Origin of the sequence: Azospirillum sp. CT11-132, from assembly GCF_047302835.1 — a bacterium.
GTDB lineage: Bacteria > Pseudomonadota > Alphaproteobacteria > Azospirillales > Azospirillaceae > Azospirillum.
On record NZ_JBGLZA010000005.1, the window covers coordinates 919,316 to 943,428 of the forward strand.

The following is a 24,113-nucleotide window of genomic DNA, read 5'->3' on the forward strand; positions in this document are numbered from 1 at the left end:
CACCTACTGCAGTCGAACGCGGTGGAAGAGCCCGGAGTCGATGTAGACGTCGAAGGCCTGCGGCGACTTCGGTTGCAGCCATTGCACGTCGTCGTAGATGGAGACGGTGATCCGTTCATCGTCCGAGCCGCCCTGGACGGTGGTTCCCATCAGCGAGCCAACACAGGCCCGCGGTCCCAGGCGCCCGCCGTGGTCGCTGGTGATCGAGGCTTCCGACTGGGCCGGCCGCGCGGTATCCCCATCGGCCGGCAGGCCCCCAAGCGGTAAGAGTGCAAGCTGCGAGCGGCTGCCGACCCACTGGCCGGCCGGCGCCGGCTGGAGACCGGCCGGGCAGAGGTCGTACGGGTCGAACACCTGCTGTACGTAGGAGCCGCCGCTTTCCGGCGAGCCGGCCATGTCGCAGGTGGGAAAGCTGCCGCCACGGCGCAGATGCCGCCACAGCCGTTTAATCGGCGGCACGCATTCCGCAAACTGCGTCGGGCCACCGGGGTTGCTCATGCAGAGCAGGACCTGACAGCCCCAATCGTCCGCTTTGGCCGGCTCCGGCAGCAGGGCGAGGCCGGCCAGCAGCGCGCCGGCCGAGGTGACGGCATTACAGAAGGTGGTCATAGCGCACCCCTTTCTTCTGGAGCCACTGGAAGGGCCAGTCGGCGCCATGGCTGGCGGCAAGCTCGCGCACCTGCACCACGCTTTCCTTGTCGGAGACGCCGACGAAGGCGAGCGCCACCGGCCCGAGGGCGAGCGAGAACAGCCGGCGGCCTTCCGGCGACAGGTAGTAGTAGTCGCGCTTCTTGGCCGCGGTCTTGAGAATGCCGATCTGCACCTCGTTCAGGCCGATGGCGGTGTAGAGGTCGCGCGGCCCCGGCACCTGTGGCGTGCCGCCCTTGTCGGCTTCCTCGTTGGGCAGCAGCAGCTTGGTGGGACAAGACTCCAACAGCACGTCGAGCAGGCCCGAGCGCACCGCATCCGACAGGCTTTGCGTGGCGAGCACGACGGCGCAGTTGGCCTTGCGCAGCACCTTCAGCCATTCCCGGATCTTCTCGCGGAACACCGGGTGCCCGAGCATGACCCAGGCCTCGTCCAGCAGCAGAAGCGCCGGCTGGCCGTGCAGGGACTTCTCAAACCGGCGGAACAGGTAGAGCAGGACCGGGATCAGGCTTTTCTCGCCCATCCCCATCAGCTCCTCGATCTCAAAGACGGTGAAGGCGTCCTCTCCCAGCCCGTCGCGGGTGCTGTCGAGCAGATGGCCGAGCGGGCCGCTGATGGTGTAGGGCGTCAGCGCCGAGCGCAGCTTTTCGTCCTGTACCGTCAGCAGGAAGTCGGTGAGGGAGCGTTCCTCCGGCCCCTTTTCCTGGCTCAGCAGCCGCATGGCGCGGTGGATTTCCTCGCGCTGCGCCGGGGTCGGCGGCATGCCGGTCTGGAGCTGGTAACAGGACTCGATCCAGTCTTCCGCCCAGGCGAGATCCCCAGCGGTATCGAGCGCGGCGAGCGGAGCGAAGGACAGCCGGCTGGCCTCGCCGGCGATGTCGTGGTGGGCACCGCCGCAGGCGAGCGCCAGGGCGAGCATGGAGCGGCCCTTGTCGAAGGCCACCACGGTGGCGCCGGGGTAGCGGCGGAACTGGGCCGCCACTGTGCCCAGCAGGGTGGATTTGCCGGCGCCGGTCGGGCCGAAGACCAGAGTATGCCCAACGTCGCCAACGTGCAGATTGAGCCGAAATGGGGTCGATCCGGGGGCGGACCCGTACAAAAGCGGCGGTGACGCCTCCGGATAGAACGGGCAGGGGGCGGCATCCAGCCCAGCCCACACGCTGGCGAGCGGCAGCAGATCGGCGAGGTTCAGCGTATGGATCAGCGGCCGGCGGACGTTGGGGTTGGGATGGCCGGGGAGGGTGCCCAGCCATGCTTCCACAGCGTTGATCGTTTCCAGCCGGCAGGCGAAGCCGAGGCGCTGCACCTCGCGCGACACCAGCCGGGCGCTGTCGAGCAGTTGGCCGCGGTCCTCGCCCATCAGCACGATGACTGGGGTGTAGTAGCCGAAGGTCACCAGAGCCGAACTGGCGTCGGTGATCGCCGCTTCGGCCTCTCCGGCCATCAGCAGGGCGTCCTCATTGACGACGCCGCCCTGGGTGCGGAAGACCTGGGACCAGAAGCCGCGCACCTTCTGCTTCCATTTGCGGCGGTAGCGGTGAAGGTGGGTCACCGCCTCGTGCTGGTCGAGATGGATGAAGCGCGAGGACCACCGGTAGGCCACCGGCAGATGCTCCAGCACGTCGAGGATGTTGGGGTGTGAGGCGCCGGGGAAGCCTTCCAGCGAGACGCAGGCGATGTAGCGCTCGCCGATGCGCGGGGTGTCGCCGGTCCACAGCTCGCGCCCGCCAATCACCGCGTCGAGATACATCCCGTCCGGCGGAATGTTGAGCGGGCTGTCGTCGCCGGTCAGGCAGAAATGCAGATAGTCGACCAGCTCGTCGCGCAGATGCTCGCGATCCTGGGCGCAGACATGGGTGTAGCTGGTCATGCGGCGCACCGTCAGCACGGTGCCAAGCGCGTCTTCCAGATCGTCGAGCGCCTTCCTGAAAGCGGCGAGCGTCTGGTCGGCCGGCGACTGCGGCGCCGCGGTCGGATCCTCATCCCACAGGTAATCCTGGATCTTGGTGTTGCGCCGCAGCGGCGGGGTGTATTGCACCACCAGCGCATAGGCGGACTCGTAGTGCGCGCCGTGGGTGGTGAACTGGCGGCGGCGCTCCGCCTCGATCAGGCGGCTGACCGGATCGGGGAGCGCCGAGGCCTCGGCCGATGGATAGCCGGCCGAGGGCAGGCGGGCGGCCTCGAACCAGCTGGCCCAGCCGCTTCCCAGCCGGGCAAGGGCGGCGTTGACCCGCTCCGTCACATAGTTGCGCTCGTCGGCGGTCGAGGAGGCGGTGTCCGGCCCCCGGTAGTAGAAGCCGGCGAGCAGGGCGCCGCTCTTGCCGAGAACGATCCCGTCATCGACCAGGGCGGCCCAGTCGAGCAGATCGGGCACGCCCCTGGCCTTGTCGCGATAGGTCTTGAGAGCCAGCATGGCCCCTCCTTATCGGTCGCGGGCGGGCCGCGACCGGGCCGGGTAGTAGGCTTGGTATTGGAGGTGGCGGGTGTAGACGTGGCTGAGGCGGGGATCGGCCTTCGCCATGGTCCGCAGGAAGCCGATCAGGCCGAACCAGACGCTGAGACCGACCACCGTGGCGATCCAGTTCTGCGCCGTCAGGATCAGGCCGCCGGCCACCAGCGCGGTGAACATCACCAACTCGCGCTCGCCGCCCATCAGCAGGTTGGCGCGGTGCAACGCCCGGCGGAACTCCGTCCGGCGCAGTCCACCGGTGGCGGCCCCGGTCACGCCAGCACCACCCCGGCGCCGGCCGTAGCGATTACCGCGCCGACGCCGAAAAGCTGGGTCAGGATGTTGGTGGCGAACACCAAGAGCGCGACCACCAGCACCAGCATGACGAAGCGGCGGGCGAACTCGTTGATTTCACCACCCCAGATCAGCATGGCGCCACAGACGACGATGCCGAGCAGCGAGATAGCGAAGGCAACTGGGCCGGTCAGCGAGTTGACGAAGGTCTGGAGCGGGGCTTCCCAGGGAAGCCCGCCACCGCCGCCGCCGGCAGCGAGCGCCGGATTGGCAGCGGCGGTCAGCACCGTGAGGGCAGCCGTCAGGGTGGCGGCTGAGACGCCGCGTAAGAGGGGATTGCGCATGGGGGCTTTATCCGAGTTGTGACAGGACGTAATTGCTGCCGTCGAACCCCTCGACGGCGAGAACGGCGGCGATGCGCCGACCCGGGCCGGATGAGGTCTTTTCGATGTTGACCACCAGGTTGACCGCCTCGGCGATCAGCGTGTGCATCGGCGTCGGGGTTGCTTCAGCAATGAGGCTTTCCAGGCGGACCAAGCCGGCGGTGCCGGCGCTGTCGCTGGTGTTGGAGTGGACGGTGGCGACTCCGCCGGGGTGGCCGGTGTTCCAGGCTTTCAGCAGCGCCAATGCCTCCGGACCGCGCGTCTCGCCCACCAGAATGCGGTCGGGGCGCAGGCGCATGGTGGCTTTGAGCAGTCGCAGCATGCTGACATGCTCGGTGGCGCGCAGCGGCACCGCATTGGGCGCACTGCATTGAAGCTCCACCGTATCCTCGATGATGATCAGCCGGTGATGCGGGGTGGCGCGCTCGATCTCCTTGATGAGGGCGTTGGTCAGCGTCGTCTTGCCGGTGCCGGTGCCGCCGACCACCAAGATATTGCGCCGGGCGGCCACAGCCTCGACCAGTACCGCCCGCTGGCGGTCGGTCATGATGCCGCGCTCGACATACTCCTCTAGCGTGAAGACGCGCGACGCCTTGCGGCGGATGGCGAAGGTGGGAGCGGCAGCGACCGGTGGAATGAGGGCCTCGAAGCGGGAGCCGTCAAAGGGCAGCTCGCATTCGAGGATCGGGGTGTCGCGGGTGATGGTGGTGCGCAGAGCCGCCGCCACCGTGGTCATCAGGGATTCCGCCTGACTGGCCGACATGGTGCCGACCGGCATCATCTCCTGCCCCAGGCGCTCGACCCACAGCCGGCCGTCCGGGTTCAACGCGATTTCCACGACATCCGCTTCGGCCAGAAAACCACACACCAACTGGCCAAGCTCACGGCGCAGCTTCTCCTGCACGCGCCGGTCGTGTTCCTGTTGGAACGAGGCGGCAGCAACCACAGCCATCGGCATCTCCCGGAGTCGTTCGTTGCGTATCTGCGGCGGAACTCACTATATCCGTAATCGAATGACCTTCAGAATGACTGAAAGGGTATAGGGAGACCTCACCTTGGTCGTGGCCAGGTTGTGCATACAAACGGGTAGGGCAACTGTAAGAGAGTCCCGGTGACCGATTGTTCAAGAATAAATGCATATTTGGGTATGCCGATTGTGTAGGAGATCGGACGCGCAGCGTCCTTGTATTTTAGAAATCAAACAGTAAGGTGAACCCAGGCTTGAGCCTGGAAGTTGTTTTGAATGGGTGAGGGAAATGTCCGGCTTCTGTCTTGCGGTCGAAGGGGTAAGGCTTTCGCCGTTACATGAAAATACCCACTCCGTGAATCGGTTGGATTAAGCATCGGGTCTATTCCGTTAGGACTTGGCACATTATCTACATTAGAAATTCTGGATTGAGCCATGCAGATCGATAAGGGCGAGTGACTGACATGGTTGATCCTGACGAAAAACCAGAACCAGCCTCTCGCAAGCGTCGGACGTCCCATAAAGACAAGCCTGTTGAGTTGTTGATATTTGCGCATAACTTCAAACAAGCCCGCCTTGCCGCCGGACTGACTCAAACTGATATCACCAAGAGAATTGGCGTGTCGCAGGCCTATGTGTCCGAGGTGGAGCGGGCTGTGGTTGATCCAAGCCTGACCCACATGGCTTTGTTGGCTCGTGTGGTGGGAAAACCTTTGCATGAGCTCTTAAAGCCGTCCCCCGGCAAATGAAGGGGGTCAAGCGTTGACCAGTGACGACCAAGACGTAAGTGGTCCGGCCAAGACACACAAGCGACGCGTTACGAAAGAAAATGCGCCGCCTGAGCTGCTCACATTTGCACGAAACTTCAAAAGGGCTCGTTTGGAAGCAGGGCTCTCTCAGAATGACATCACGGCACTAACTGGGATAGGCCAAGCCTATATCAGTGTTATTGAGAATGCCCGCCACTCCCCCAGCCTCAGCTACATGGCATTGCTTGCGCGTGTGGTGGGAAAGCCATTGTATGAGCTGCTCGAGCCCTAGTTCACCATCCCCCTGGCATCAAACAGACATGTGAGCGTCGGGTGAGTGACTTGGAGGCAGGCGGCGCTACAAGGTGATCGCTCCCACCAGCAAGCCGACGAGGCAACAGACGGCCCCCACAGCCACTAAGGCGGCGTAAAGGGCCGTTCGGCGGGCCAAAGCGGCCTGCTGAGCGGCTTCCCGTGCTGCCTGCACCTGCAGGTCGAGCGAAGCGAGAAGCTGCGCCTGCACGGCCCTGCCGGCTTCCTCGACTTGTCCGGCCACGTAGCCGCCGGTCTCGGTGACCAGCTTGCTTGCCAACTCGCGGGCAGCGGCGATCTGCTGGGCCGATCCCGCAGCCGTCCGGTCCTCTGCCTGTTCCAGCGTGGCGTTCAGTCGCTCGACATACTGGGCGAGCACCAACTCGTTGAGGGTGAGGGTGACGAGGATCGGGTCAGAGGGGCCGAGCAGCACGTTGTGCCGCTTGGCAACCTCCCCGATCAGGCGTTGGACGTCCATGGCGGTCAGACGACAAGAGCGATCTGTTGGAAGATATCACGCTTCATCATCGTCAAACGTTGCTTTGCCATAAGACCGAAGTCCGGGCTTCTGACCGCTTCATCAAAGGTAAGCTTGCGATCCAGCATCATTTCCATGTCCTTGCCGAAGGTCTCTCCGGTGTAGCGTTTGATCCGTACCAGTCCTATCACCCGATGCTTGTTGATCTGGTAGGTCTTCATCTCTTCGAAGCTCTTTCCTCCGGCCTGGATGTCACCGAAGTATTCATTGAGCCACACAACCATCTGCACGGATTCGGGGAGCTGGCAGGCGAGCTGATCGAAGCCGGTGAGGGTGTCCATGATGGCCTGCCCGCCGGTGACGACGGTATGGACGACGAGTTGCCGGCCCGAGGCGGCAAGAAGATTGGCAACGCCGTTTTCCAGCATGTAGCTGGTGAGGGGGAGGAAGGAGGCGGCGCCGTTGTCGACCACGACACTGGCATCCTCCGAGACCAGCAACTCCATCATCTCGTCGAAGCGGCGGGTGTTGATCTGGTTGCCCTGCAAGAGGTCGAGGCGGCGGGCGTTGAGCGCGGTATAGCCCGAGAGGGTGTCGTTGACGGGATCGGTATCGATGCAGGTGACCGACCGTCCGTTGGCGGTAAGGTACTGGGCCAGAAGGGACGAGACCATGGACTTTCCGACACCCCCTTTCCCCTGGAGCGTCATGTGAATTTGCGGCGCCGGCTGAGATAAGGCGGGGGCAGCAGTCAGGGCCTCATCGGCAGCCTGTCGGGCCTTGGTAGCCATCGGTGACTCCTTAAATCAGGTCCTCGGGGTTTTTCGCGCGAGGATTGTATTTAAAGTGACGGATCATGGGACCGGCGTTCGGATCGGAGGGCGGCCGCGGCGTAGGGGACGCGGGTAGGTCGGCCTTACTGGGAGGAGCGGTCACGTCCCTGTCGCTCTTTCGCCGCCGGCTTTCAGCAGTGTCCACCTCAGTGATGTAGCGTTGCACATAGCGGGCGAAGCTTGAGTAGCTGACGCCCAGACTGGCGGCGTAACGCTGGTGGATCACCGTCAGCGGGTAACCCTGGGTCACGTCCTTGCGAACGGTTTCAAGGATGGTCAGGAAGGCGATCCGGCCGGCGCCCCAGTGGCGCGCAGGGCCGGCATTGTCCGGCTTGTCCATCATCGGCTCTCTCAGCGGCTACCGAGACCCAAGTCTCGCAAAGGTTTGCAGAGTTTCGCAAACTCTCCGACGGTATAGACTGCGAAACTCTGCGAACCATTGCGAAGGTTTTAGAGGCTCTGCAGATCTTTACGATTGTGACCCAGGTGGGATAGACCTTCGCAAAGTGTTGCAGACTATTGCAGAGTTTCGCAGAGTTTTGGCTGACAAGATATGTGTTGTAGGCCTACACGGCAGAGCCGTGCAGTCCTACAACACCCGTGCTTACTCGCCCTTTGGGCTCGACGCTGATCTTGCTCTGCGAGGCATACGGCGGCTGCCGCCGCTTTGAACGCCAGGAGGGAAATCCCGATGACAGCACTGACTGCGGGCAAGACCCGCGACCGGCAACGGCCCTTGAAGGTGTGGGTGAATGCGGCCGAGCGGGCGCGGATCGAGGCGCAGGCTGAAGCGGCCGGACTGTCGGTGTCGGCCTATCTGCGGAACGTCGGACTGGGGCACCAGCCGCGCAGTGTGGTGGACCTCGATGCGGTTGAGCGGCTGATAATAGTGAACGCCGACCTGGGGCGGTTGGGCGGCCTCCTAAAGTTGTGGCTGATCGACACGCCGGGGCGGGGCGCAGCGGTTACCGACGTGCGCGAGCTGCTGGGACACATCAAGGATACCCAGGACGAGCTTCGCCATGCGGTGACGCGATTATGATCGCCAAGCGGGTCAAGCGCACCAAGGCGACGTCCGATTTCGCAAGACTGGGTCGTTATATTCTGGCGGCCAAGACCGAGGAGGCGGCGCAGTTATGGACGCGGACGGCGGACTACATTCTGGACGCCAAGGGCGGCGGGGAAAAGCTGGCGTGGTCGCGCATCACCAACTGCACCAGTGACGAACCGGGGTGGGCGATCCGCGAGATCCTGGTGACACAGGAGCGCAACAAGCGGGCGAAGGGCGACAAGACCTATCACCTGATCGTCAGCTTCCCCGAGGGGGAGGTGCCGACCAGGGCTCAGCTCGAGGACATCGAGGACACGTTGTGCGCCGGCATCGGTTATGCCGAGCATCAGCGGATCAGTGCCGCCCACACCAACACCCAGCACTTCCACATTCACATCGCGATCAACCGGGTGCATCCCCGCACTCTGCGGTGCGTCGAGCCGTTCTACGACCACCCGACTTTGTTCCGGCTGTGCCGGGCGCTGGAGCAAAAGCATGGCCTTCAGCTCCACCCAATGGATGGCCCGACGCTGCCCGGCCGGCCGGGCGACATGGAGGCGCATTCCGGTGAGGTGTCGTTCCTGCGGTGGGTGAAGGAGACCGCCGGCGCCGAGCTCATGGAGGGGGCAGCCAAGGCGGCAAGCTGGGGCGAGCTGCACGCGGTGCTGGAGCGCTATGGGCTGGCGATCCGGCCCAAGGGTGCCGGTCTGGCCATCGTGCAGGAGGCAACAGGGCTCGGCGTGAAGGCAAGCAGTGTCGACCGCAGCCTGTCGGTCAAATCGTTGACCAGGCGGCTGGGAGCTTACGGGCCGCCCCCAATGGCGGCCCAGCGCCGGACGAACGGTGACAGTTCGCAAGGGGCTGCGGACGCTGCCCGTTTTGTCACATCAGCACCAGCTGGCGATCCCGCGCACCCAGGGCGCGACTACCAGAGAATGCCGCTGCACCGCCATAGCAACAGCGAAGGGCTGTACCAAGAGTATCAGGCGCAGCGGGAGGCGCTGGTAAAGGCACGGACCGCCCAGCGGGCTGCTCAACGGCAAGCCCAGGCGGAACACGCCAAAGAGCTGGCGGCGTGGTATGCGGCGCGGCGGGCGGAGATCAAGGGCAGTCCGGTGCTGACGGCGGCCGAGCGCCGACATGCTTACACGATGCTGGCGCATCAGCGCCGGGCCGATGCGGCGGCGTGGCGGCAGGAGCGAAGCCGGCAGCGCCAGGGGGCGGCAGGGACGGGTTTGCCGACGTGGCAGGAGTTCCTGACGGTAGAAGCCAGCCGGGGCAATGAGGGCGCGGTGGCGGTTCTGCGCAGCCGATCCCGCCGGCAGCGCCGCATGGCGGAGACCCTGCTGACCGCTGCCGACGCCGATGTGGCCCGGCACATCGTCTATGAGCGGCTGCGCCCGAAGGCCGGCAAGAACGGCGCGCTGGTCTACCGGGTGGAGGATGGCGGGGTGGTCAGCGACGAGGCAACCCAGGTGCGGGTGACCGAGGTCACCGCCGGGGCGACCTTCCTCGCTCTGTCGCTGGCCGACGACCGCTTCCGTGGTCAAGCCCTGGTGGTGGAGGGCTCTGATGCCTTCAAAACGCAGGTGGCGCAGCTCGCGGCGATAAAGGGGCTCGAGGTGCGTTTTGCCGACCCCGAGCTCGAGCGGGAGCGCGCTCGAATGGTCCAGCCTATGACCCAGGCCGAAGGATCTACATCTGTCACCGACTTCATCTCCCGCCGGAACAATAGGAGGGAAACGATAACGTCGATAGACTATATACGCCTCTGGACGGCGAGCGACGCCGGCCCGGTGGTCTACCAAGGCCGCCGTAGGTTGCAAGACGGTGCCGAGGTGGTGCTGCTGCATCGAGGCGGCGAGACGCTGGTCAAGCCGGTCACCCCCGCCCAAGCCGCCAAGGCGAGCACATGGCGGGTCGGGCAGACGGTCGAGCTGGACAGCCGGGGCCGCCTCCTGTCCCCATCGAGAGGGCGTAAGCGATGACGACGGCCGGTCCCTTAAGTCCGACCCTCCAGCCCAAGCGCAAACGATCTCGGGCGCGGCTGTTCGGGCCGCTGCTGCTGGCCGGGACGGCGGTCGGGCTGTCGAGCGTCTGCACCCAGTATGTGGCGCAGAGTCTCGGCTATCACCCGGCGCTCGGGGAGCCGCTGATTGGGGTGGTCTATCCACCGTGGGCGTGGTTCAAGTGGCAAACGGACTGGTACTGGAACGCCAAGGAGGTGTTCGACACAGTCAATCTCGGCTTTCTCGGCGGCTTGGGCGCCAGCATCCTGACCACTGTGCTGGCCGTTGGTTTCGCGACGCGCAGCGCCACCCGGCATGAGGGCGTGCATGGCACCGCCCATTGGGCAAGCCGGAGCGAGGTGGAGCGCAGCGGGCTGCTGCCGGCGGCGGACAAGCCGGGTGCCGGCGTCTATGTCGGCGGCTGGACTGATCCGGCGACCGGCCGGCTGCATTACCTGCGGCACAACGGGCCGGAGCACATCGCCGCCATCGCACCGCCGCGATCCGGCAAGGGCGTCGGGCTGGTGGTCCCCACCCTGCTGTCCTGGCCCCACAGCGTCGTCGCCCACGACATGAAGGGCGAGCTGTGGGCGATGTCGGCGGGCTGGCGCAAGGCGCAGGGCCATGTGGTGATGAAGTTCGATCCGGCGGCGGCCGAGGGCAGCGTTGCCTTCAACCCGCTGGCGGAAATCCGCTTCGGCACGCTCTACGAGGTGGGCGACGTGCAGAACGTCGTCACCATCATGGTCGATCCCCAGGGCACCGGGCAGCTGGACCACTGGGCGGCATCGGCGCATGCGCTGCTGACCGGGGTCATCCTCCATCTCAGCTACAAGGAAGCCAAGGACGGGCGGGCCGTCACCCTGCCGGCGGTGGCGCAGGCCCTGTCCGATCCCGAGCGGCCGGTGATCGAGCTGTACGAGGAGATGCTGGAGAACCGGCATCTGTGGAAGGCGGAGACAGGCGAGGCGGTGGCGCATCCGCTGGTGGCGGCGGCGGCCCGCGACATGCTGAACACCGAGGATGAGGAACGCGCCTCGATCCTCTCCACCGCCCGGCGTTTCCTCAGCATCTACCGTGATCCGCTGGTTGAGCAGAACACCGGGCGCAGCGATTTCATGGTCGGCGACCTGATGGACCATGAGCGGCCGGTGTCGCTCTACCTGGTTGTCCGCCCCGCCGACAAGGACCGGCTGAAACCGCTGATGCGGCTGGTCATCAACCAGATCGTCCGGGTGCTGGTGCGCGAGGAGATGACCTTTGTCGACGGCCGGGAGCAAGCGCTTCACAAGCACCGCCTGCTGCTGCTGCTGGACGAGTTCGCCAGCTTCGGCAAGCTGGAGGTCTTCCAAGAGGCGCTGTCCTTCATCACCGGCTACGGTATCAAGGCGTATGTGATTGTTCAGGACGTGGCGCAGCTGTGGAGCCTCTACGGCAAGGACGAGAGCATTCTGTCCAGTTGCCACGTCCGGGTGGCCTACGCGCCGAACAAGGTCGAGACGGCCGAATGGCTGTCGAAGATGACCGGCACCACGACGATTGTGAAAGAAGACATCTCCACCAGTGGGTCGCGCTTCGGCGCCGTCTTGCAGCAGGTGACACGCTCCTATCACGAGGTGAGCCGGCCGCTGCTGACGCCCGACGAGGTGATGCGGCTGAAAGCCCCGGTGAAGGACGAGGCCGGCCGGATCAGCGAGCCGGGCGACGTACTGGTGTTTACCGCCGGCCATGCCCCGGTCTATGGCACGCAGAGCCTCTACTTCCGCGATCCGATCTTTGCCAACCGGGCCAAGATCCCAGCTCCACCGACCGACCATCTGCGCGGCCCAAAGCCGGGCAAGGCGTTCGTGCTGTGAGCCGGCCCAATCGTGGCCGGCGCTTTGCCGTGGGAGTATGGTGCGCCGCCATCCTGACCACGGTGGCGACCACCGCCGCCGGCACGGCCGGCTGGCGGATCAATGCCACGCCATCCCTGCCGGTCGGGCTGTGGCGGGTGGATGCGGCCGGCGCCGTGACTCCCGGCGTGGTGGTCGAGTTGTGCCCGCCCGACAGCGAACCATTCCGGCTGGCGCGTGAGCGCGGCTATGTGCCGGCGGGGGCTTGCCCTGGCGGCTATCAGCCGCTGTTCAAGCCCATCGTCGCCCAGGCCGGCGACGAGGTGGAGCTGACGGCCGAGGGGGTGCGGGTGAACGGCCTGCTGCTGGTGAACAGCCGGCCGCTCGCCGCAGACGGCACCGGCCGGTCGATGCCGGTGCTGCTGCCCGGCCGCTACCGGGTCGAGGCCGGCACCGTGTGGGTGGTGTCCTCCCATCACCCCGCGTCCTTCGACAGCCGCTATTTCGGGGCGCTGCCGCTGGAAAGCATCCAGGGCACCGCGCGGCCCATCCTGGTGCAGGGGGCGTCATGATCGACCTCATCCTTACCTGTGCGCCGGACGTGGCGCCGCAGACCGTGGAGGAGATTATCCGGGTGGAGAGCGGGGGGAATCCCCTGGCGATCAACATCAACGGCGCGTCGCTGGCGCGGCCGGCCATCGACGTGGCCGATGCTGTGAAGCTTGCCAGCTCGGCAATGGCCGCCGGCTACACGGTGGATCTCGGCTTGATGCAGGTGAACTCGGCCAACCTGTCGAGGTTCGGCTACACGGTCGAGCAGCTGTTCGACCCTTGCACCAACCTGAAAGCCGGAGCGGCGATCCTGACCGTCAACTATGGACGGGCGGTCGAGCGCCACGGTCCCGGCCAGGAGGCGTTGAAGGCAGCGCTCAGCGCCTACAACACCGGCAGTTTCGAGCGCGGGTTCCGCAACGGCTACGTCGCCCGCTACTACGGTGCGGGTGTGACCTTTGCGGCCGGCGCTGCTTCGGGTGACGCGGCTCCTTCGCGCCAACTCCTCCCCCCGCCGGCGCCCGAGGCGGCGCCGGCCGATCCCTATCACGCTGACACCACGGCTTACCGGAGGACGACCAATGTCCAACAGCAGCTTGACCACGGGGGCACTGCCCCAGGCCGCCAATGACGCCGAACAGGCGCCGACCCGCATTCAGCAGGACGCGATCCTCTCCACCAGACTGTCGGACTTCGGCACGCCAGGGGTGGTGGTCGAGGTCGATCCTGACGAGGCTGAGGCGCTGGGCGCGTTCGAGGAAACCGCGCTAACCGAGGCCGCCGCTTGGGAGTCGAACGCCGACTTAGGCGAAGAGCTGGAGGGCCTCGGCCATGGCGTCGCGTGAGTTCGTTCAGACCGTTGCAGACACCATCATCGACCAGCTCAAGGAGGGGACGGCCCCCTGGATCAAGCCGTGGCAGCCGGGCGAGCGCCACCTGCCCTACAACCCGACCACCGGCAACGACTATCGCGGCGCCAACACCCTGTGGCTGATGGCGGTGGGGCAGGCCAGGGGCTATGGCGATCTCCGCTGGATGACCTACAACCAAGCGCAGGACACGGGCGCCCAGGTGCGCAAGGGCGAGACGGGCACCCGCGTCCAGTATTGGAAATGGCAGGGCCTGGAGCCGGTGCTGGGGCAGGACGGCAAACCGGTGACCGGCGAGGACGGCCAGCCGCTCAAGCAGATGGCGCGTTACGAGCGGCCACGCGTCCTCGCCGCTGTGGTGTTCAACGCGGCGCAGATCGATGGGTTGCCGGCGGTTGAGGCGAAGCCGGCGCTGCCGGAGTGGCAGCGGCACGAGCAGGCGGAGCGCCTGCTGTCGGCCGGCGATCCGAAGATCCTCCATCAAGGCGGCAACCGCGCCTTTTACAGCCCAGTATGGGACCACATCGTGCTGCCGGAGCGCTCGCAGTTTCCGAGCGCCGACGGCTTCTATGCGACGGCGCTCCACGAGAAGGGGCATTGGACCGGGCACAGCTCCCGCCTGGACCGCGACCTGTCGCACCCGTTCGGCTCGGCGGGATACGCCAGGGAGGAACTGCGGGCAGAAATCGCCTCGATGGTGCTGGGGCAGCAGCTCGAAATCGGCCACGACCCCGGCCAGCACGTCGCCTACATCGGCGCGTGGATCGAAGTCCTGCAGGAGGACCCACGGGAGATTTTCCGCGCGGCGGCCGACGCGGAGAAGATCGTCAAGCACCTCAACGGGCTGGGGCAGCAGCTCAGCCAGGACCAGGGCCAGGAGCAAGGCCGCGGTCAGACGTCGGTGCCGGCCCAGGGCCAGGACGAGGGGGTACAGGTCAAGATGCCGGTGCTCATGACAGAGACGCAGGTCGTGGCGATGCAGACGGCCGCCGAGCGGGTTTATCTGGCGGTGCCCTATGCGGAGAAGGACGAGGCGAAGGGGCTGGGCGCACAGTGGGACCGCCAGCAGAAGGCGTGGTATGCGCCGCCCGGTGTCGATCTGGCGCCGCTGGAGAAATGGCGGCCAGGGCATACCGATCTGCATGTGGACGCCGGCCGCGACCCCCGCGCCGAGTTCGCCGCCGCCTTACGCGAAGCCGGGCTGCGCCTGGATGGGCCGCCGGAGATGGACGGCCAGATGCGGCGGGTGAAGGTGGAGGGCGACAAGCCGGGCGAGCGCAGCGGCGCCTATGTCGGCCATACCGATGGGCATCCGGCCGGCTACATCAAGAACCATAAGACGGGAGCGGAACGGAATTGGAAGGCGCCGGGCCGGGTGCAGGCCGCCACCGCGGTGGATCGTGCTCGTCTGACGGCAGAGGCGGCCCAGCGCCGGCAGGCCCGCGCGCAAGAGCGCGAGCTGGTGCAGGAGCGGGCAGCCGACGCCGCCGAGGCACGGCTTGCCCAAGCCGAGCCGGCGATTGACGATCATCCCTATCTGCGGTCCAAAGATGTGCCGTCCTATGGTTTGCGCCAGGACCGCGAGGGGAACCTGCTGGTGCCGATCCGGGACATGGACGGCAAGGTGATGTCGGTGCAGGCGATCACCGCCGAGGGGCGCAAGAGCTTCCAGAAGGAAGCCAAGACGCAGGGTGGGCATTTCCTGATCGGGGATGCCGCGGCCTCAAAGTCGGTGCTGGTGGCGGAGGGCTATGCCACCGCGGCGACGCTGCACCGGGAAACCGGATTGGCCGTAGCAGTGGCCTTCAACGCCGGCAACCTTGGGCGGGTGGCCGAGGCGTTGCGTCAGCGGTATCCGGAGAAGCCGCTGATGATCGCCGGTGACAACGATCACGTCAAGGAGCGCCAGGGCAAGCCGAACGTCGGGCGGGAGAAAGCCGAGGACGCGGCGGCTAAGGTCGGTGGGACGCTATTGCTGCCAACCTTCCGGCCGGATGACCAGGGCACCGACTGGAACGATCTGGCACGCTCGCAGGGCCGAGCGGTGCTGGTTGAGCAGGTGTCGGCCGGGCTGGCGCGGGGCGAGCGGCAGCGTATGGCGGCCGAACTGGCGCAGGCGCGCAAGCCTCAGGCGCAGAGTCAGGAGAAGAGTTTGCGCCAGGACGAAGGCCAGCGATTGACCCAGGTTGAGCAAGAGATTCGACATCGTAAAGCACGGGGCATCAGGAGGTGATGATAAAGCGCTACATCTGATTGCTGAGCCCTATAGTCCAGAACGGGGGTCGTTTGTCCTGTCGCCACAGTTTCCGTACGAAATCAATTCCTTCAGAGGCTCGAAGCGTTTCCATGCTTCGAGCCTCGGTGTTTTTCAAGATTTACGGGAAGTGCACCGGTGTTACCAAAGTTCGGATTATTGGGTTTCTAAGTCTATGGTGGTGAGGTGGAAGGGGCGGTTGTAGGTCATTGTCCTGACAATGCCTTCGTGATCTGCCTACCTCAAATGCCGCGATTTTCACTGGGTCATTCGGCGGATGGTGTGACTGTGCTTCCGCTTTCCATAGGCGTGCGAATAGTGGAATGGATCAAGGCGGCCCGGGGCGGTGTTGTCGGCCGAGAAACGATGCGGTACTAGGGGCAGGACACACTGCATGATCGCTCGGTCTCAGCGTTCATCGGCAAACCGGGTCTTCAGGAACGATGGGGAAGGAAAGGTTTTCCACGCTAGCCGGTTTAGTCAACTAAACTGCGCCAGCTCTGCCCGCACTTTCTCGACACGAGCCAACAGCCTCTCAAGCTCGGCTTCCAAGGCCTCCTTTTTTCCCTTGTCGTTTCTCGGCGCCTTGAGCTCCTGTACGAAGGCTCGGACATCCGCCTGCCGCACCCCGGACCGGAAGAGGCCCGCGCTCTTCGCCTTCTCGCGGCTTTCGTCGTCCAGGTTGGCAAGGGTGTACACGGCAGTGTAGCCCGCCGACGCTACGACTTCGGGAATCCGTCCCGAGCGAATGGCACGAAACGCCTTCATCATCTGCGTCAACGCTGATTTCTTTAGGTCGAACCGGGCGCCGAGCCGCTTGACCAGCTCGGCCCGCTGCTCAGGCTGCAGGGTCTCGTCGGCGACTGAGAGCAACTCACCGATTCGCAAGTAGCTTTTGCGTGCACGGACCAGTTCCTCCGAGATCGCTGCATCGAACTCGTCAAGGGATTGCGGTGCCGGCGGTAGCACCTCACCTCTGAGAGGCTTGTCCGTAGTGGAGGTGACAGCGGTTGGGGCGGTTTGACTTGGCAGCCGGTCGGCGAATGGGGCGACCTGCCGGCGGATTTCATCTGGATCAATGGCGCGCATTGCCGGCTTCGGCTTCCTCCCCGGCAGCTTGTGTACTACCTCGACGCCCTTCATAAGATCCTTCTTAGGCATTGCCACGCTCCATCAGTTCGGTGACAGCGGCAGCAATGGCTGCTATGTCCTTCTGAACGGCTGTATCTGCGAGTGGGGCGCCGGTATATGAGGCTTGCTGGTAAGCAGTACGAGCTGGCATGTTGACCCCGAAGTAGGGGATACCAAGAGCATCAAGCTGAGTTCTGGTCTGGCCTGTCACTTGGGCGCGCGAGTTCACCTGGGTGAGCAGGGCGGAATGAGGAATCGAGCGTCTGGTCATAACCTCGGCTTGCCGAATCACTTCCTGGGTCCGCACAGCCTCTACCACGTCGTTACGGTCGGGGCGACAGGGGATGAGGACAATGTCAGCGGCCGAGACGGCGTAGAGCATGCCGCGGGCGAGGGCGCCGGCAACGTCCACGATCACGATTTCTGCTTCCTTGGCTGCAGCGGCGACAGCCATGAGGATTGCCTCCTCGTCTACGCCTAGGCATGGAATTCCTGAGCCATCGAGACGGGCGAGCAGGTTACGGTTGGGATCGGTGTCGAGGGTCTGCACAGTAACGCCGCTCTCAGCCCAATACGCGGAGAGGCATGCGGCAAGCGTGCTCTTCCCGGAGCCGCCCTTCGTGGTGGCAACGGCGATGATCGCCACGATCTTTCTCCCGCGGTGTAGGAAATTCTCGCCGACAAAACTGGAGGATTTCCGAACGCGCTGTCAATGGCAGTCAGCGGAACGCTCAAGTCTAAGATACCGGAGTGTGATGGGCGATCGGATTGACGGCACGCCTTATCGGCTAACCTGCTTAATATAAAGAACCCGCACCACGTCTGTTCGAGAAGCGTGGGCCGCTTCGCAAGCGATCACTGCCGGATCAGTGGTCGTGGTTTTCGAAGTCCGCACCCCTACGTACATCCATTGGCTTGATACATCCATTGGCTTGACCCGAGTTCAACGAAGGCAGGAAGAGCTTCAGCTTGCTGGATGAACTGCGCTGCTCGTTCTTCGACATCGGACGACTTACCAACGAGAATGACCTCGGGTAGGTTTGAGTTTAGATCGGGACTCACGCAGATCGCTACAATCCGGCTGGCCTCACGAGGCATGTAGCTCCTCAGTTCTCTTCCAATTGCCGACGACATGTGCATACGGCTGTACGAACTACTGAGCAACCGTCTTAATGACGAAACGTGCTTGAACCGGATGTGCTCCGCGTCAAGGCTCGCGCGGACGCGCGCCCGCCCTTCGGGCGGCTGCGGCCTTGACCCGTCCGCGCACCCGGTTCATTGGGTTTGGCATGGGGTCGGCGGCGAGCGTCGACCGCCGGCATCGTCAGGCGGTTTTGATCTCCCAGGTCCGTCCCTTTGCGAGCATAGCGTTGAGGCGGACGATCAGCTTGTGCATGCAGGCGACGAGAGCCAACTTCGGCGGCTTTCCGCGCTTGGTCAGTTGGGCATAGTGGTCGGCGATCACGCCGGTGGTATGGAGGGCTGCGACGGCGGCGGCCATGTAGAGGATTCGCCGAACATCGGGGCGGCCGCCACCGATACGACGGCGGCCATGCGCTTGCCCGCTGTCATGATCGAAGGGCGCAACGCCGACCAGGGCGGCGACCTTCCAACCGGTCGTGTGGCCCAGTTCCGGGAGCAAAGCGGCGAGGCCGATCGCCACCACCGGTCCGACCCCGGGAGCAGTCTGGAGCGCAGCCACGGTTTCAGCCATCACCGGCACGGTGGCGAGCGTGCGCTCGATCGCGGCTTCCAGCGTGGTCAGCGCCTCGGTCAAAGCGTCAATGGCCTCTTCCAGCGCCGCTTTGGCTGCTGCCGGAGCGGAGATCAAGGCGCGGCGCAGATCGCCTCGCTTGTCGACGAGCAGACGACGCGCCTTTACCAAGCCGGCCAATTCCTCGCGGGTCGGATCCACCGGCGTGGCGGTCGACGCAGCCCCGGAGGCGGTGAAGGCCGCGATCAGGGCGGCGTCGATGGTATCGTTCTTGGCCCGCCGCCCCATGGCTTTTGCATAAAAACGCACGCGTGCCGGATCAAACACCCGCACCGACAAGCTCGCCGCGCGCAACGCATCACGGACCGGCCGCTCGTAGCCGCCGCTGGCCTCGATGCCGACATCCGTGATCCCTCGATGAGCCAACCACGCCGCCAGTTCCTGATGCCCAGAAGGCGTGTTGGCGACTTGAATCGTGTCACCGGTGGCGGAAACCGCCACATCCAAAAAGCGCTTGCCGCAGTCAATACCAGCGGCCATCTCGATGGTGGACATCCTTGCTGTTCCTTCCTTGTGGTGCGGGCTCGAGCCCAAGCAACCGTTCGGACTTCAAGGAAGGGCTGACCGCCTCCGAGCTCAGTCACGGCCTGTCCGCCAAGGTGATTGCGGGGTCGGTCAGCCCAGACGGCCCGCCTTTGGCGGGCCGTCTGGGCATCAATTTAGGACTTTCCCACGACATAAGGTGATTTGGGTGTCGATCCGTCGAATTCATCAAGGCCAGCAGCTAGCGGCTGCGACAACAGGCTGGACACATATGGATGCATTCTTCTCGGCCAGCCAGTGCGGATTTCCCTTTTGCACCGGAGGGGTCGTCCACACATGGCCGTCTTCGACGGCATTAGCTTGCCATCAATCCCAGAAGGTGGAAGAGCCGTCCACCACATCACCTCAGCCCCGCCAGGGATGCGCCTGCTGCGAACAAGCTCTCACTGTAGTGAAGGCCGCCCGCCCAAGCCAGAGCTTGGTGCAAGGCCCATTACGGCATCTAGGGCGAGGGGGTCGCGCGGCGGCCCTTCACCAAGAATCCTCCCGGTGCATCGCCCTCACCCCGACCCTCTTACCGGGTGAGAGTGAGATCCCCCTCGGCCGCCAGCACCGCGTCTAGCAGTTCGGCCAGCGCCCCAACACGGTAGGGCTTCGGCAACACCCGCACCCCCTCGATGCGGGCGACATCCTCGCTGTAGCCGGTGGTCAGCACCACCGGCAGGCCGGGGCGCAGGCGCCGGGCGGCGTGGGCGAGGTCGACACCGTTCATCGGCCCTGGCATCACCACGTCACTGAACAAGATGTCGATCCGCAGATCGCCATCGGTCAGCAGCCCCAGCGCTTCCTCGGCATTGGCGGCGCGCAGCACAGCATAGCCGATCTCCTCGAGTGCCGCCGCCACCATGCTGCCGACGATGGGGTCGTCCTCCACCAGCAGGAGGTGCCGGTCCCCCCCGCACCCGGTGTCCAGGGCCCGCTCCGCCGCCGGGGCCGCCACCGGCTTGGCCGTCCGCGGCAGGAACAGCGAGACGGCGGTGCCGCGGCCAGGCGCGCTGTCGATCTCCACCCGTCCCGACGACTGCCGGGTGAAGCCATACACCTGCGCCAGCCCGAGACCGGAGCCCTTGCCGACCTCCTTGGTGGTGAAGAAGGGCTCGAAGACACGGGCCTTCACCTCCGGTTCCATGCCGGTGCCGGTGTCGCTGACGGTCACCTGCACCAGATCGCCCTCTATTCCCGCGTCGCCGGCCGGCCGGTTGCGGGCGGTGATGTGCAGCTGGCCGCCCTCGGGCATGGCGTCGCGCGCATTGACGGCAAGGTTCAGGATCGCCAGCTCGAACTGCGTCGGATCGACCTCCACCGGCCACAGGCCGGGCTCCAGCTCCGTCTCCAGCGTGATGTCGGCACGGATGGCGCGGGTCAGCAGGTCGGCCATGCCCAGCAGACGGTCGCGGACGTCCATCGGCTCCGGCCGCAGGGTCTGGCGGCGGGCGAAGGCCATCAGCTGCTGGACCAGCTTGGCGCCGCGGTCGATCGCCTGCTGCCCGGTTTCCAGCAGCGGCTGGATCGACGGCTCCTTCGCCCGGCGGCCGACCAGCTGAAGACAGCCGGCCAGCGCCTGCAGCAGATTGTTGAAGTCATGGGCGATGCCGCCGGTCAGCTGGCCCATCGCCTCCATCTTCTGGCTCTGGCGTAGGGCGGCCTCGACCTTCTCGCGCTCGGCGATTTCCGCGTTCAACGCCTCGTTGGCGGTGGACAGGTCGCGCGCACGCTCCGCCAGATCGCGGTTCGCCCGCGCCAGCGCCGCCTGCGCCGCCCCCAGCACCAGCACGATCAGCACCGTCATCGCCAGCAGCAGCGCCATCCCGACATAGCGTTCGGCCCGGCGGGCGAAGGGCTCCACCTGCGTGCGCAGCGAAACGCTGCCGATGGCGCGCCCGTCCTGCATCACGGGCACAGTCACCGTCAGGTGCCCGCCGTCGAAATGACGGCCCGGCGGCTCGGCGAATGCCAGCATCGGCTGCATCCCACCCGCGGTATGGGTGGCGAACATGGCGCCATTCCCGTCATAGACGCCTGCGGCCTCGAACTCCGGGCTGGCGGACAGCGCCGCCACATATTCCCCGGCAGCCGTGCGGTCGTTGAAGCTGAGCGCCGCGGTGACGGTGGCGGCCAGGATGCGCGCCTGCACCTCCACGTCCCCCGCCCGCTCCTCACGATACGCACGTTCGCTGGCCAGGGCCATCAGCCCGCCGGTGATCAGCAGCACCGCCACCGCCAGCACCGTCAGACGCGGCGTATGCCGCCAGAATCCTGCCAGATCGGTCACGTCCCGCCCTCCAGCTTGGTCATGGCAGTTTCCTCATGGCTGCACCGCCAGGCTCATCAGTTTGGAGCTGATCGCCAGATGGTTGTCCTGTGCCGCAGCCGCATCGATGACGAAGCGGACCCGATCCTCGCGCAGCACAAAGGTGATAACCGCACCGGCGGCCGGTCCTCCCGCTGAATCGACGTCGCTGACGGTCAGCACCGGCTCGCCGCGCAGCCGGTCCATGGAACCGGTCGCATAAAGCAGGTGACAGCCCGACCCGCGGTCGAACCGCGACCGGCGCCACAGCTCGATGGGCCGGCCGCCGACGTTCTGCCCGGCGACAGCGCGGTCCAGCAATTCACCGAACGGGTCCGTCCCCTCGACGCAGATGCGGAACGGGCTGTACGGCCCGGCGAAGGCGGATTGCGGCCAGGAGACGAAGGCGATGAACTTGTAGAGGAAGGTCGCCTTGACCGCCTCCTCCAGCGGTTCCGCCGCCACCGCCAGGGACACCGGGGTGCCGGCCAGCACCAGCAGCAGGCTCAGCGCCAGCGGACGGCACCAGCGGGTCGGCCACTCCTCCACGCTCAGAACCCCACCCGCAGGCGGGCATAGATGCTCCGCCCGATGGCGCGCGGCGCGTTGTTGGACGGGTCGTAGGCCTCCAGATGGCGGGCGTGAAGCAAATTCCGGCCGAACAGCGACAGGTCCAGCGACGGCGTGACCTGCCAGCCCAGATGCAGATCGGCCTCGGTATAGGCCGGGACATTCGACACCGCCACCCGGCCGACCCGGCGCAGCGTGGCATCGAACTCCACATCGGGCGTCAGATTCATCCGCGATCGCAGCTGGACCTGATAGGCCGGGTCCTGCCCGGCAGACTGGAATCCGGACAGGTCGGTCGCCCCCGGCTTCAGCCGCAGGCTCTTGTGCAGCCAGTTGGCACCGGCATGCAGGGTCCACCAGCTGGTCAGCCCATAGCTGCCCCAGCCTTCGACGCCATAGGTGCTGCCCTCCATGTCGTTGCGCAGCATGACCGGCAGTCCGCCGTTGGTCAGGCTGGTGGTGCGCAAGTCGTCATAGACATTGTAGAAGGCCGACAGGGCCACGCGGCTGTTGGCGGTGGGCTGGCCGCGATATCCCACCTCGTAGGCGGTCAGCCGCTCCGACCGGAAGTCGGGCGAGGGCGCCAGGATGCCCGTCCCCGACAGCTCGCGGTCGATGCGCGACGGCGTGCGCACCGACCGGCTGACCGCCGTCCACAGCATGTGCGCATCCGACAGCTTCCAGGCGAGCCGCAAGTTGGGCAGCAGGTCGAAGCCGGAATAGCTGTTGTATTCCGCCTTCATCCCGACCGTCAGCTTCAGCTTCGGGGCCAGCGTCACCTCGTCCTGGGCAAACAGGCTGCCCAGCGAGATCGTCGCGTCCTCGTCCGGGAAGCCGAAGGCGACCAGAGAACGGAAGGCCGACCGCCACACCCGGTACTGCCCGCCCCAGACCAGCTGGTGCCGGGTGCCCAGCGCCACATTGTGCTGGGCCTGGACGTCGAAGGTCTGCAACCGGTCGGTCGCGACCAGATAGTCACGGTTCTGCTGGTCATAATAGGCCTGCAGCTGCACCGACGAACCGCCGTTCAGCTTGTACGTCCAGCGCCCCAGCAGGTTTCCGCCATGCAGCGTTGTGTCCAGCCAGTCGGTGTGGTTGCGGTAGAGATCGCCCTGCAGGGTATAGGACGCCGCCCCGCCTGCCGCCGTTCCGTCCAGCCGGAAGCCGGCCTGCGAGCCGTCGAAGGCGTCGGTGGTGCGATCGCCCGGCGTCACCGCGTGGCTGCTGCGCCGGTCAAAGCCGGTGAGATAGCCGCGCAGCGCCATCTGCGCGGTCCTACCCTCTCCCCCCGCCGTCACGCCATAGCGCAGGGTGCCGTTGCGCTCGCCGGAGCCGGCGCCGATCTCGGCAAATCCGCCCTGGCTGTCCTTGGCGGACCTGGTGATGACGTTGACGACGCCGTTGACAGCATTGGCCCCCCACAGCGTGCCGCCGGGGCCGCTGACCACCTCGATCCGCTCGATCTCCGACAGCGGGACGTTGACCGCCTCCCAGAAGACGGTAGAGGCGACCGGCGAATAGACACTGCGGCCGTCGATCATCACCTGCAGCTTGTTGGCCGATTCCGGCGAGTTGAAGCCGCGGGCGGTGACGCTGTAGCCGGCGGTGTTCAGCCGCGCCACCTCCAGGTTGGGCGCCAGCCGCAGGGCCTCCGGCAGGCTGGTCGCGCCGGAACGCCTGATGTCCTCCGCCGTGATGACATAGACGGACGCCGCAGCGTCACTCAGCGGTTCCGGCCGCTTGGAGATGGAGGTGACCTTGATCGCCCCCAGCTCCTCGATTGACAGGGTCGACAGATCCTCAACCGTTTGGGCCGGTGCCGCATGCGGGATCAGGGCGAGCGACAGGGCGACCGACAGCCACCGTGCCGGACGACCGGCTCTCTCAGACCTGCGGCATCTGCTGTCCCGACGGGTGGCTGACCATGGCATTGGTGCTTGCTGGCTCGGTTCAGTGTCTGCACGAACGAGCTTTATAGCAGCCTTGACCGTGACTATCCGCTAGGCGGAACGGCCGAACTTTTCCTAGAGCTTTCGGGCGGCTGCTCGCCGGAACCCCCCAAGCGCTCGCGTTCCACCGCAGCGTGGCGAGATTCGCTTCCAGCTAGCCGATCTTGTCTAGT

23 protein-coding genes are annotated in these 24,113 nt (G+C 65.6%); 9 read left to right on the forward strand and 14 right to left on the reverse strand.

The window, feature by feature from the left end; genetic code table 11:
* Positions 1–3 precede the first annotated feature (3 nt).
* The 5 genes from ACCD06_RS23900 to trbB are packed head-to-tail and all read right to left on the reverse strand — an operon-like array spanning position 4 to position 4,726.
* Positions 4–609 (reverse strand): hypothetical protein, encoded by a 606-nt coding sequence (locus ACCD06_RS23900; protein ID WP_413344003.1) that lies wholly within the window; start codon positions 607–609, stop codon positions 4–6.
* Complete coding sequence (locus ACCD06_RS23905; protein WP_413344005.1) at positions 593–3,061, reverse strand: transporter; 2,469 nt, start codon at positions 3,059–3,061, stop codon at positions 593–595. The genes ACCD06_RS23900 and ACCD06_RS23905 overlap by 17 nt, the downstream gene beginning before the upstream one ends.
* Positions 3,062–3,070: 9 nt before the next feature.
* Positions 3,071–3,373 carry a conjugal transfer protein TrbD gene (locus tag ACCD06_RS23910; RefSeq protein WP_413344007.1) on the reverse strand — a complete coding sequence of 101 codons (303 nt, stop codon included), beginning with the start codon at positions 3,371–3,373 and terminating at the stop codon, positions 3,071–3,073.
* Positions 3,370–3,735 carry a TrbC/VirB2 family protein gene (locus ACCD06_RS23915; RefSeq protein WP_413344009.1) on the reverse strand — a complete coding sequence of 122 codons (366 nt, stop codon included), beginning with the start codon at positions 3,733–3,735 and terminating at the stop codon, positions 3,370–3,372. Before ACCD06_RS23915 ends, ACCD06_RS23910 begins: the two co-directional genes overlap by 4 nt.
* Positions 3,736–3,742: 7 nt before the next feature.
* A complete protein-coding gene (gene trbB / locus ACCD06_RS23920) occupies positions 3,743–4,726 on the reverse strand; it encodes a P-type conjugative transfer ATPase TrbB (protein WP_413344011.1) in 984 nt (327 codons plus the stop codon).
* Between the two features lie 479 nt (positions 4,727–5,205).
* On the opposite strand from trbB, the gene ACCD06_RS23925 reads away from it, so the two are divergent.
* Complete coding sequence (locus ACCD06_RS23925; RefSeq protein ID WP_413344013.1) at positions 5,206–5,490, forward strand: helix-turn-helix transcriptional regulator; 285 nt, start codon at positions 5,206–5,208, stop codon at positions 5,488–5,490.
* A gap of 13 nt (positions 5,491–5,503) precedes the next feature.
* Positions 5,504–5,782: a helix-turn-helix transcriptional regulator gene (locus ACCD06_RS23930; protein WP_413344015.1), complete on the forward strand. Its 279-nt coding sequence runs from the start codon at positions 5,504–5,506 to the stop codon at positions 5,780–5,782.
* A 66-nt stretch (positions 5,783–5,848) separates the two neighbouring features.
* On the opposite strand, the gene ACCD06_RS23935 is transcribed toward ACCD06_RS23930, so the two are convergent.
* Genes ACCD06_RS23935 through ACCD06_RS23945 form a run of 3 tightly spaced genes read right to left on the reverse strand, consistent with a single transcriptional unit; the run spans position 5,849 to position 7,456 of the window.
* Entirely contained in the window at positions 5,849–6,280 is a 432-nt protein-coding gene (locus ACCD06_RS23935) for a hypothetical protein (RefSeq protein ID WP_413344017.1), read from the reverse strand.
* 5 nt (positions 6,281–6,285) lie between these two features.
* The gene (locus ACCD06_RS23940) at positions 6,286–7,071 is read right to left on the reverse strand and encodes a P-loop NTPase (protein ID WP_413344019.1); all 786 of its coding nucleotides are present in this window, start codon (positions 7,069–7,071) and stop codon (positions 6,286–6,288) included.
* Between the two features lie 10 nt (positions 7,072–7,081).
* Complete coding sequence (locus tag ACCD06_RS23945) at positions 7,082–7,456, reverse strand: hypothetical protein (protein ID WP_413344021.1); 375 nt, start codon at positions 7,454–7,456, stop codon at positions 7,082–7,084.
* 348 nt (positions 7,457–7,804) lie between these two features.
* Here ACCD06_RS23945 and ACCD06_RS23950 point away from each other — a divergent pair, with 348 nt between their 5' ends.
* Genes ACCD06_RS23950 through ACCD06_RS23980 form a run of 7 tightly spaced genes read left to right on the forward strand, consistent with a single transcriptional unit; the run spans position 7,805 to position 15,662 of the window.
* Positions 7,805–8,155 (forward strand): plasmid mobilization protein, encoded by a 351-nt coding sequence (locus tag ACCD06_RS23950; RefSeq protein ID WP_413344023.1) that lies wholly within the window; start codon positions 7,805–7,807, stop codon positions 8,153–8,155.
* Complete coding sequence (traI, locus tag ACCD06_RS23955; protein WP_413344025.1) at positions 8,152–10,152, forward strand: TraI/MobA(P) family conjugative relaxase; 2,001 nt, start codon at positions 8,152–8,154, stop codon at positions 10,150–10,152. Before ACCD06_RS23950 ends, traI begins: the two co-directional genes overlap by 4 nt.
* Entirely contained in the window at positions 10,149–12,029 is a 1,881-nt protein-coding gene (locus tag ACCD06_RS23960; protein ID WP_413344027.1) for a type IV secretory system conjugative DNA transfer family protein, read from the forward strand. The genes traI and ACCD06_RS23960 overlap by 4 nt, the downstream gene beginning before the upstream one ends.
* Positions 12,026–12,580, forward strand: a complete 555-nt coding sequence (gene traF / locus ACCD06_RS23965) for a conjugative transfer signal peptidase TraF (RefSeq protein ID WP_413344029.1) — start codon at positions 12,026–12,028, stop codon at positions 12,578–12,580. The genes ACCD06_RS23960 and traF overlap by 4 nt, the downstream gene beginning before the upstream one ends.
* Positions 12,577–13,191 (forward strand): lytic transglycosylase domain-containing protein, encoded by a 615-nt coding sequence (locus ACCD06_RS23970; RefSeq protein ID WP_413344031.1) that lies wholly within the window; start codon positions 12,577–12,579, stop codon positions 13,189–13,191. The genes traF and ACCD06_RS23970 overlap by 4 nt, the downstream gene beginning before the upstream one ends.
* A complete protein-coding gene (locus ACCD06_RS23975) occupies positions 13,142–13,405 on the forward strand; it encodes a hypothetical protein (RefSeq protein ID WP_413344033.1) in 264 nt (87 codons plus the stop codon). Before ACCD06_RS23970 ends, ACCD06_RS23975 begins: the two co-directional genes overlap by 50 nt.
* Positions 13,392–15,662 carry a zincin-like metallopeptidase domain-containing protein gene (locus tag ACCD06_RS23980; protein WP_413344035.1) on the forward strand — a complete coding sequence of 757 codons (2,271 nt, stop codon included), beginning with the start codon at positions 13,392–13,394 and terminating at the stop codon, positions 15,660–15,662. Before ACCD06_RS23975 ends, ACCD06_RS23980 begins: the two co-directional genes overlap by 14 nt.
* Positions 15,663–16,163: 501 nt before the next feature.
* Here the strand turns inward: ACCD06_RS23980 and ACCD06_RS23985 are convergent.
* From ACCD06_RS23985 to ACCD06_RS24010, 6 genes are all read right to left on the reverse strand, one after another.
* A complete protein-coding gene (locus ACCD06_RS23985; RefSeq protein ID WP_413344037.1) occupies positions 16,164–16,844 on the reverse strand; it encodes a hypothetical protein in 681 nt (226 codons plus the stop codon).
* Positions 16,837–17,460, reverse strand: a complete 624-nt coding sequence (locus ACCD06_RS23990) for a ParA family protein (RefSeq protein WP_413344039.1) — start codon at positions 17,458–17,460, stop codon at positions 16,837–16,839. The genes ACCD06_RS23985 and ACCD06_RS23990 overlap by 8 nt, the downstream gene beginning before the upstream one ends.
* Positions 17,461–18,138: 678 nt before the next feature.
* Complete coding sequence (locus ACCD06_RS23995; protein ID WP_413344041.1) at positions 18,139–19,083, reverse strand: IS110 family transposase; 945 nt, start codon at positions 19,081–19,083, stop codon at positions 18,139–18,141.
* 562 nt (positions 19,084–19,645) lie between these two features.
* Positions 19,646–21,403: an ATP-binding protein gene (locus ACCD06_RS24000; RefSeq protein ID WP_413344044.1), complete on the reverse strand. Its 1,758-nt coding sequence runs from the start codon at positions 21,401–21,403 to the stop codon at positions 19,646–19,648.
* A 33-nt stretch (positions 21,404–21,436) separates the two neighbouring features.
* On the reverse strand, positions 21,437–21,970 hold the full coding sequence (locus ACCD06_RS24005) for a YfiR family protein (protein WP_413344046.1): 534 nt from the start codon (positions 21,968–21,970) through the stop codon (positions 21,437–21,439).
* A 2-nt stretch (positions 21,971–21,972) separates the two neighbouring features.
* Positions 21,973–23,922 carry a TonB-dependent receptor plug domain-containing protein gene (locus ACCD06_RS24010; RefSeq protein WP_413344048.1) on the reverse strand — a complete coding sequence of 650 codons (1,950 nt, stop codon included), beginning with the start codon at positions 23,920–23,922 and terminating at the stop codon, positions 21,973–21,975.
* Positions 23,923–24,113 lie beyond the last annotated feature (191 nt).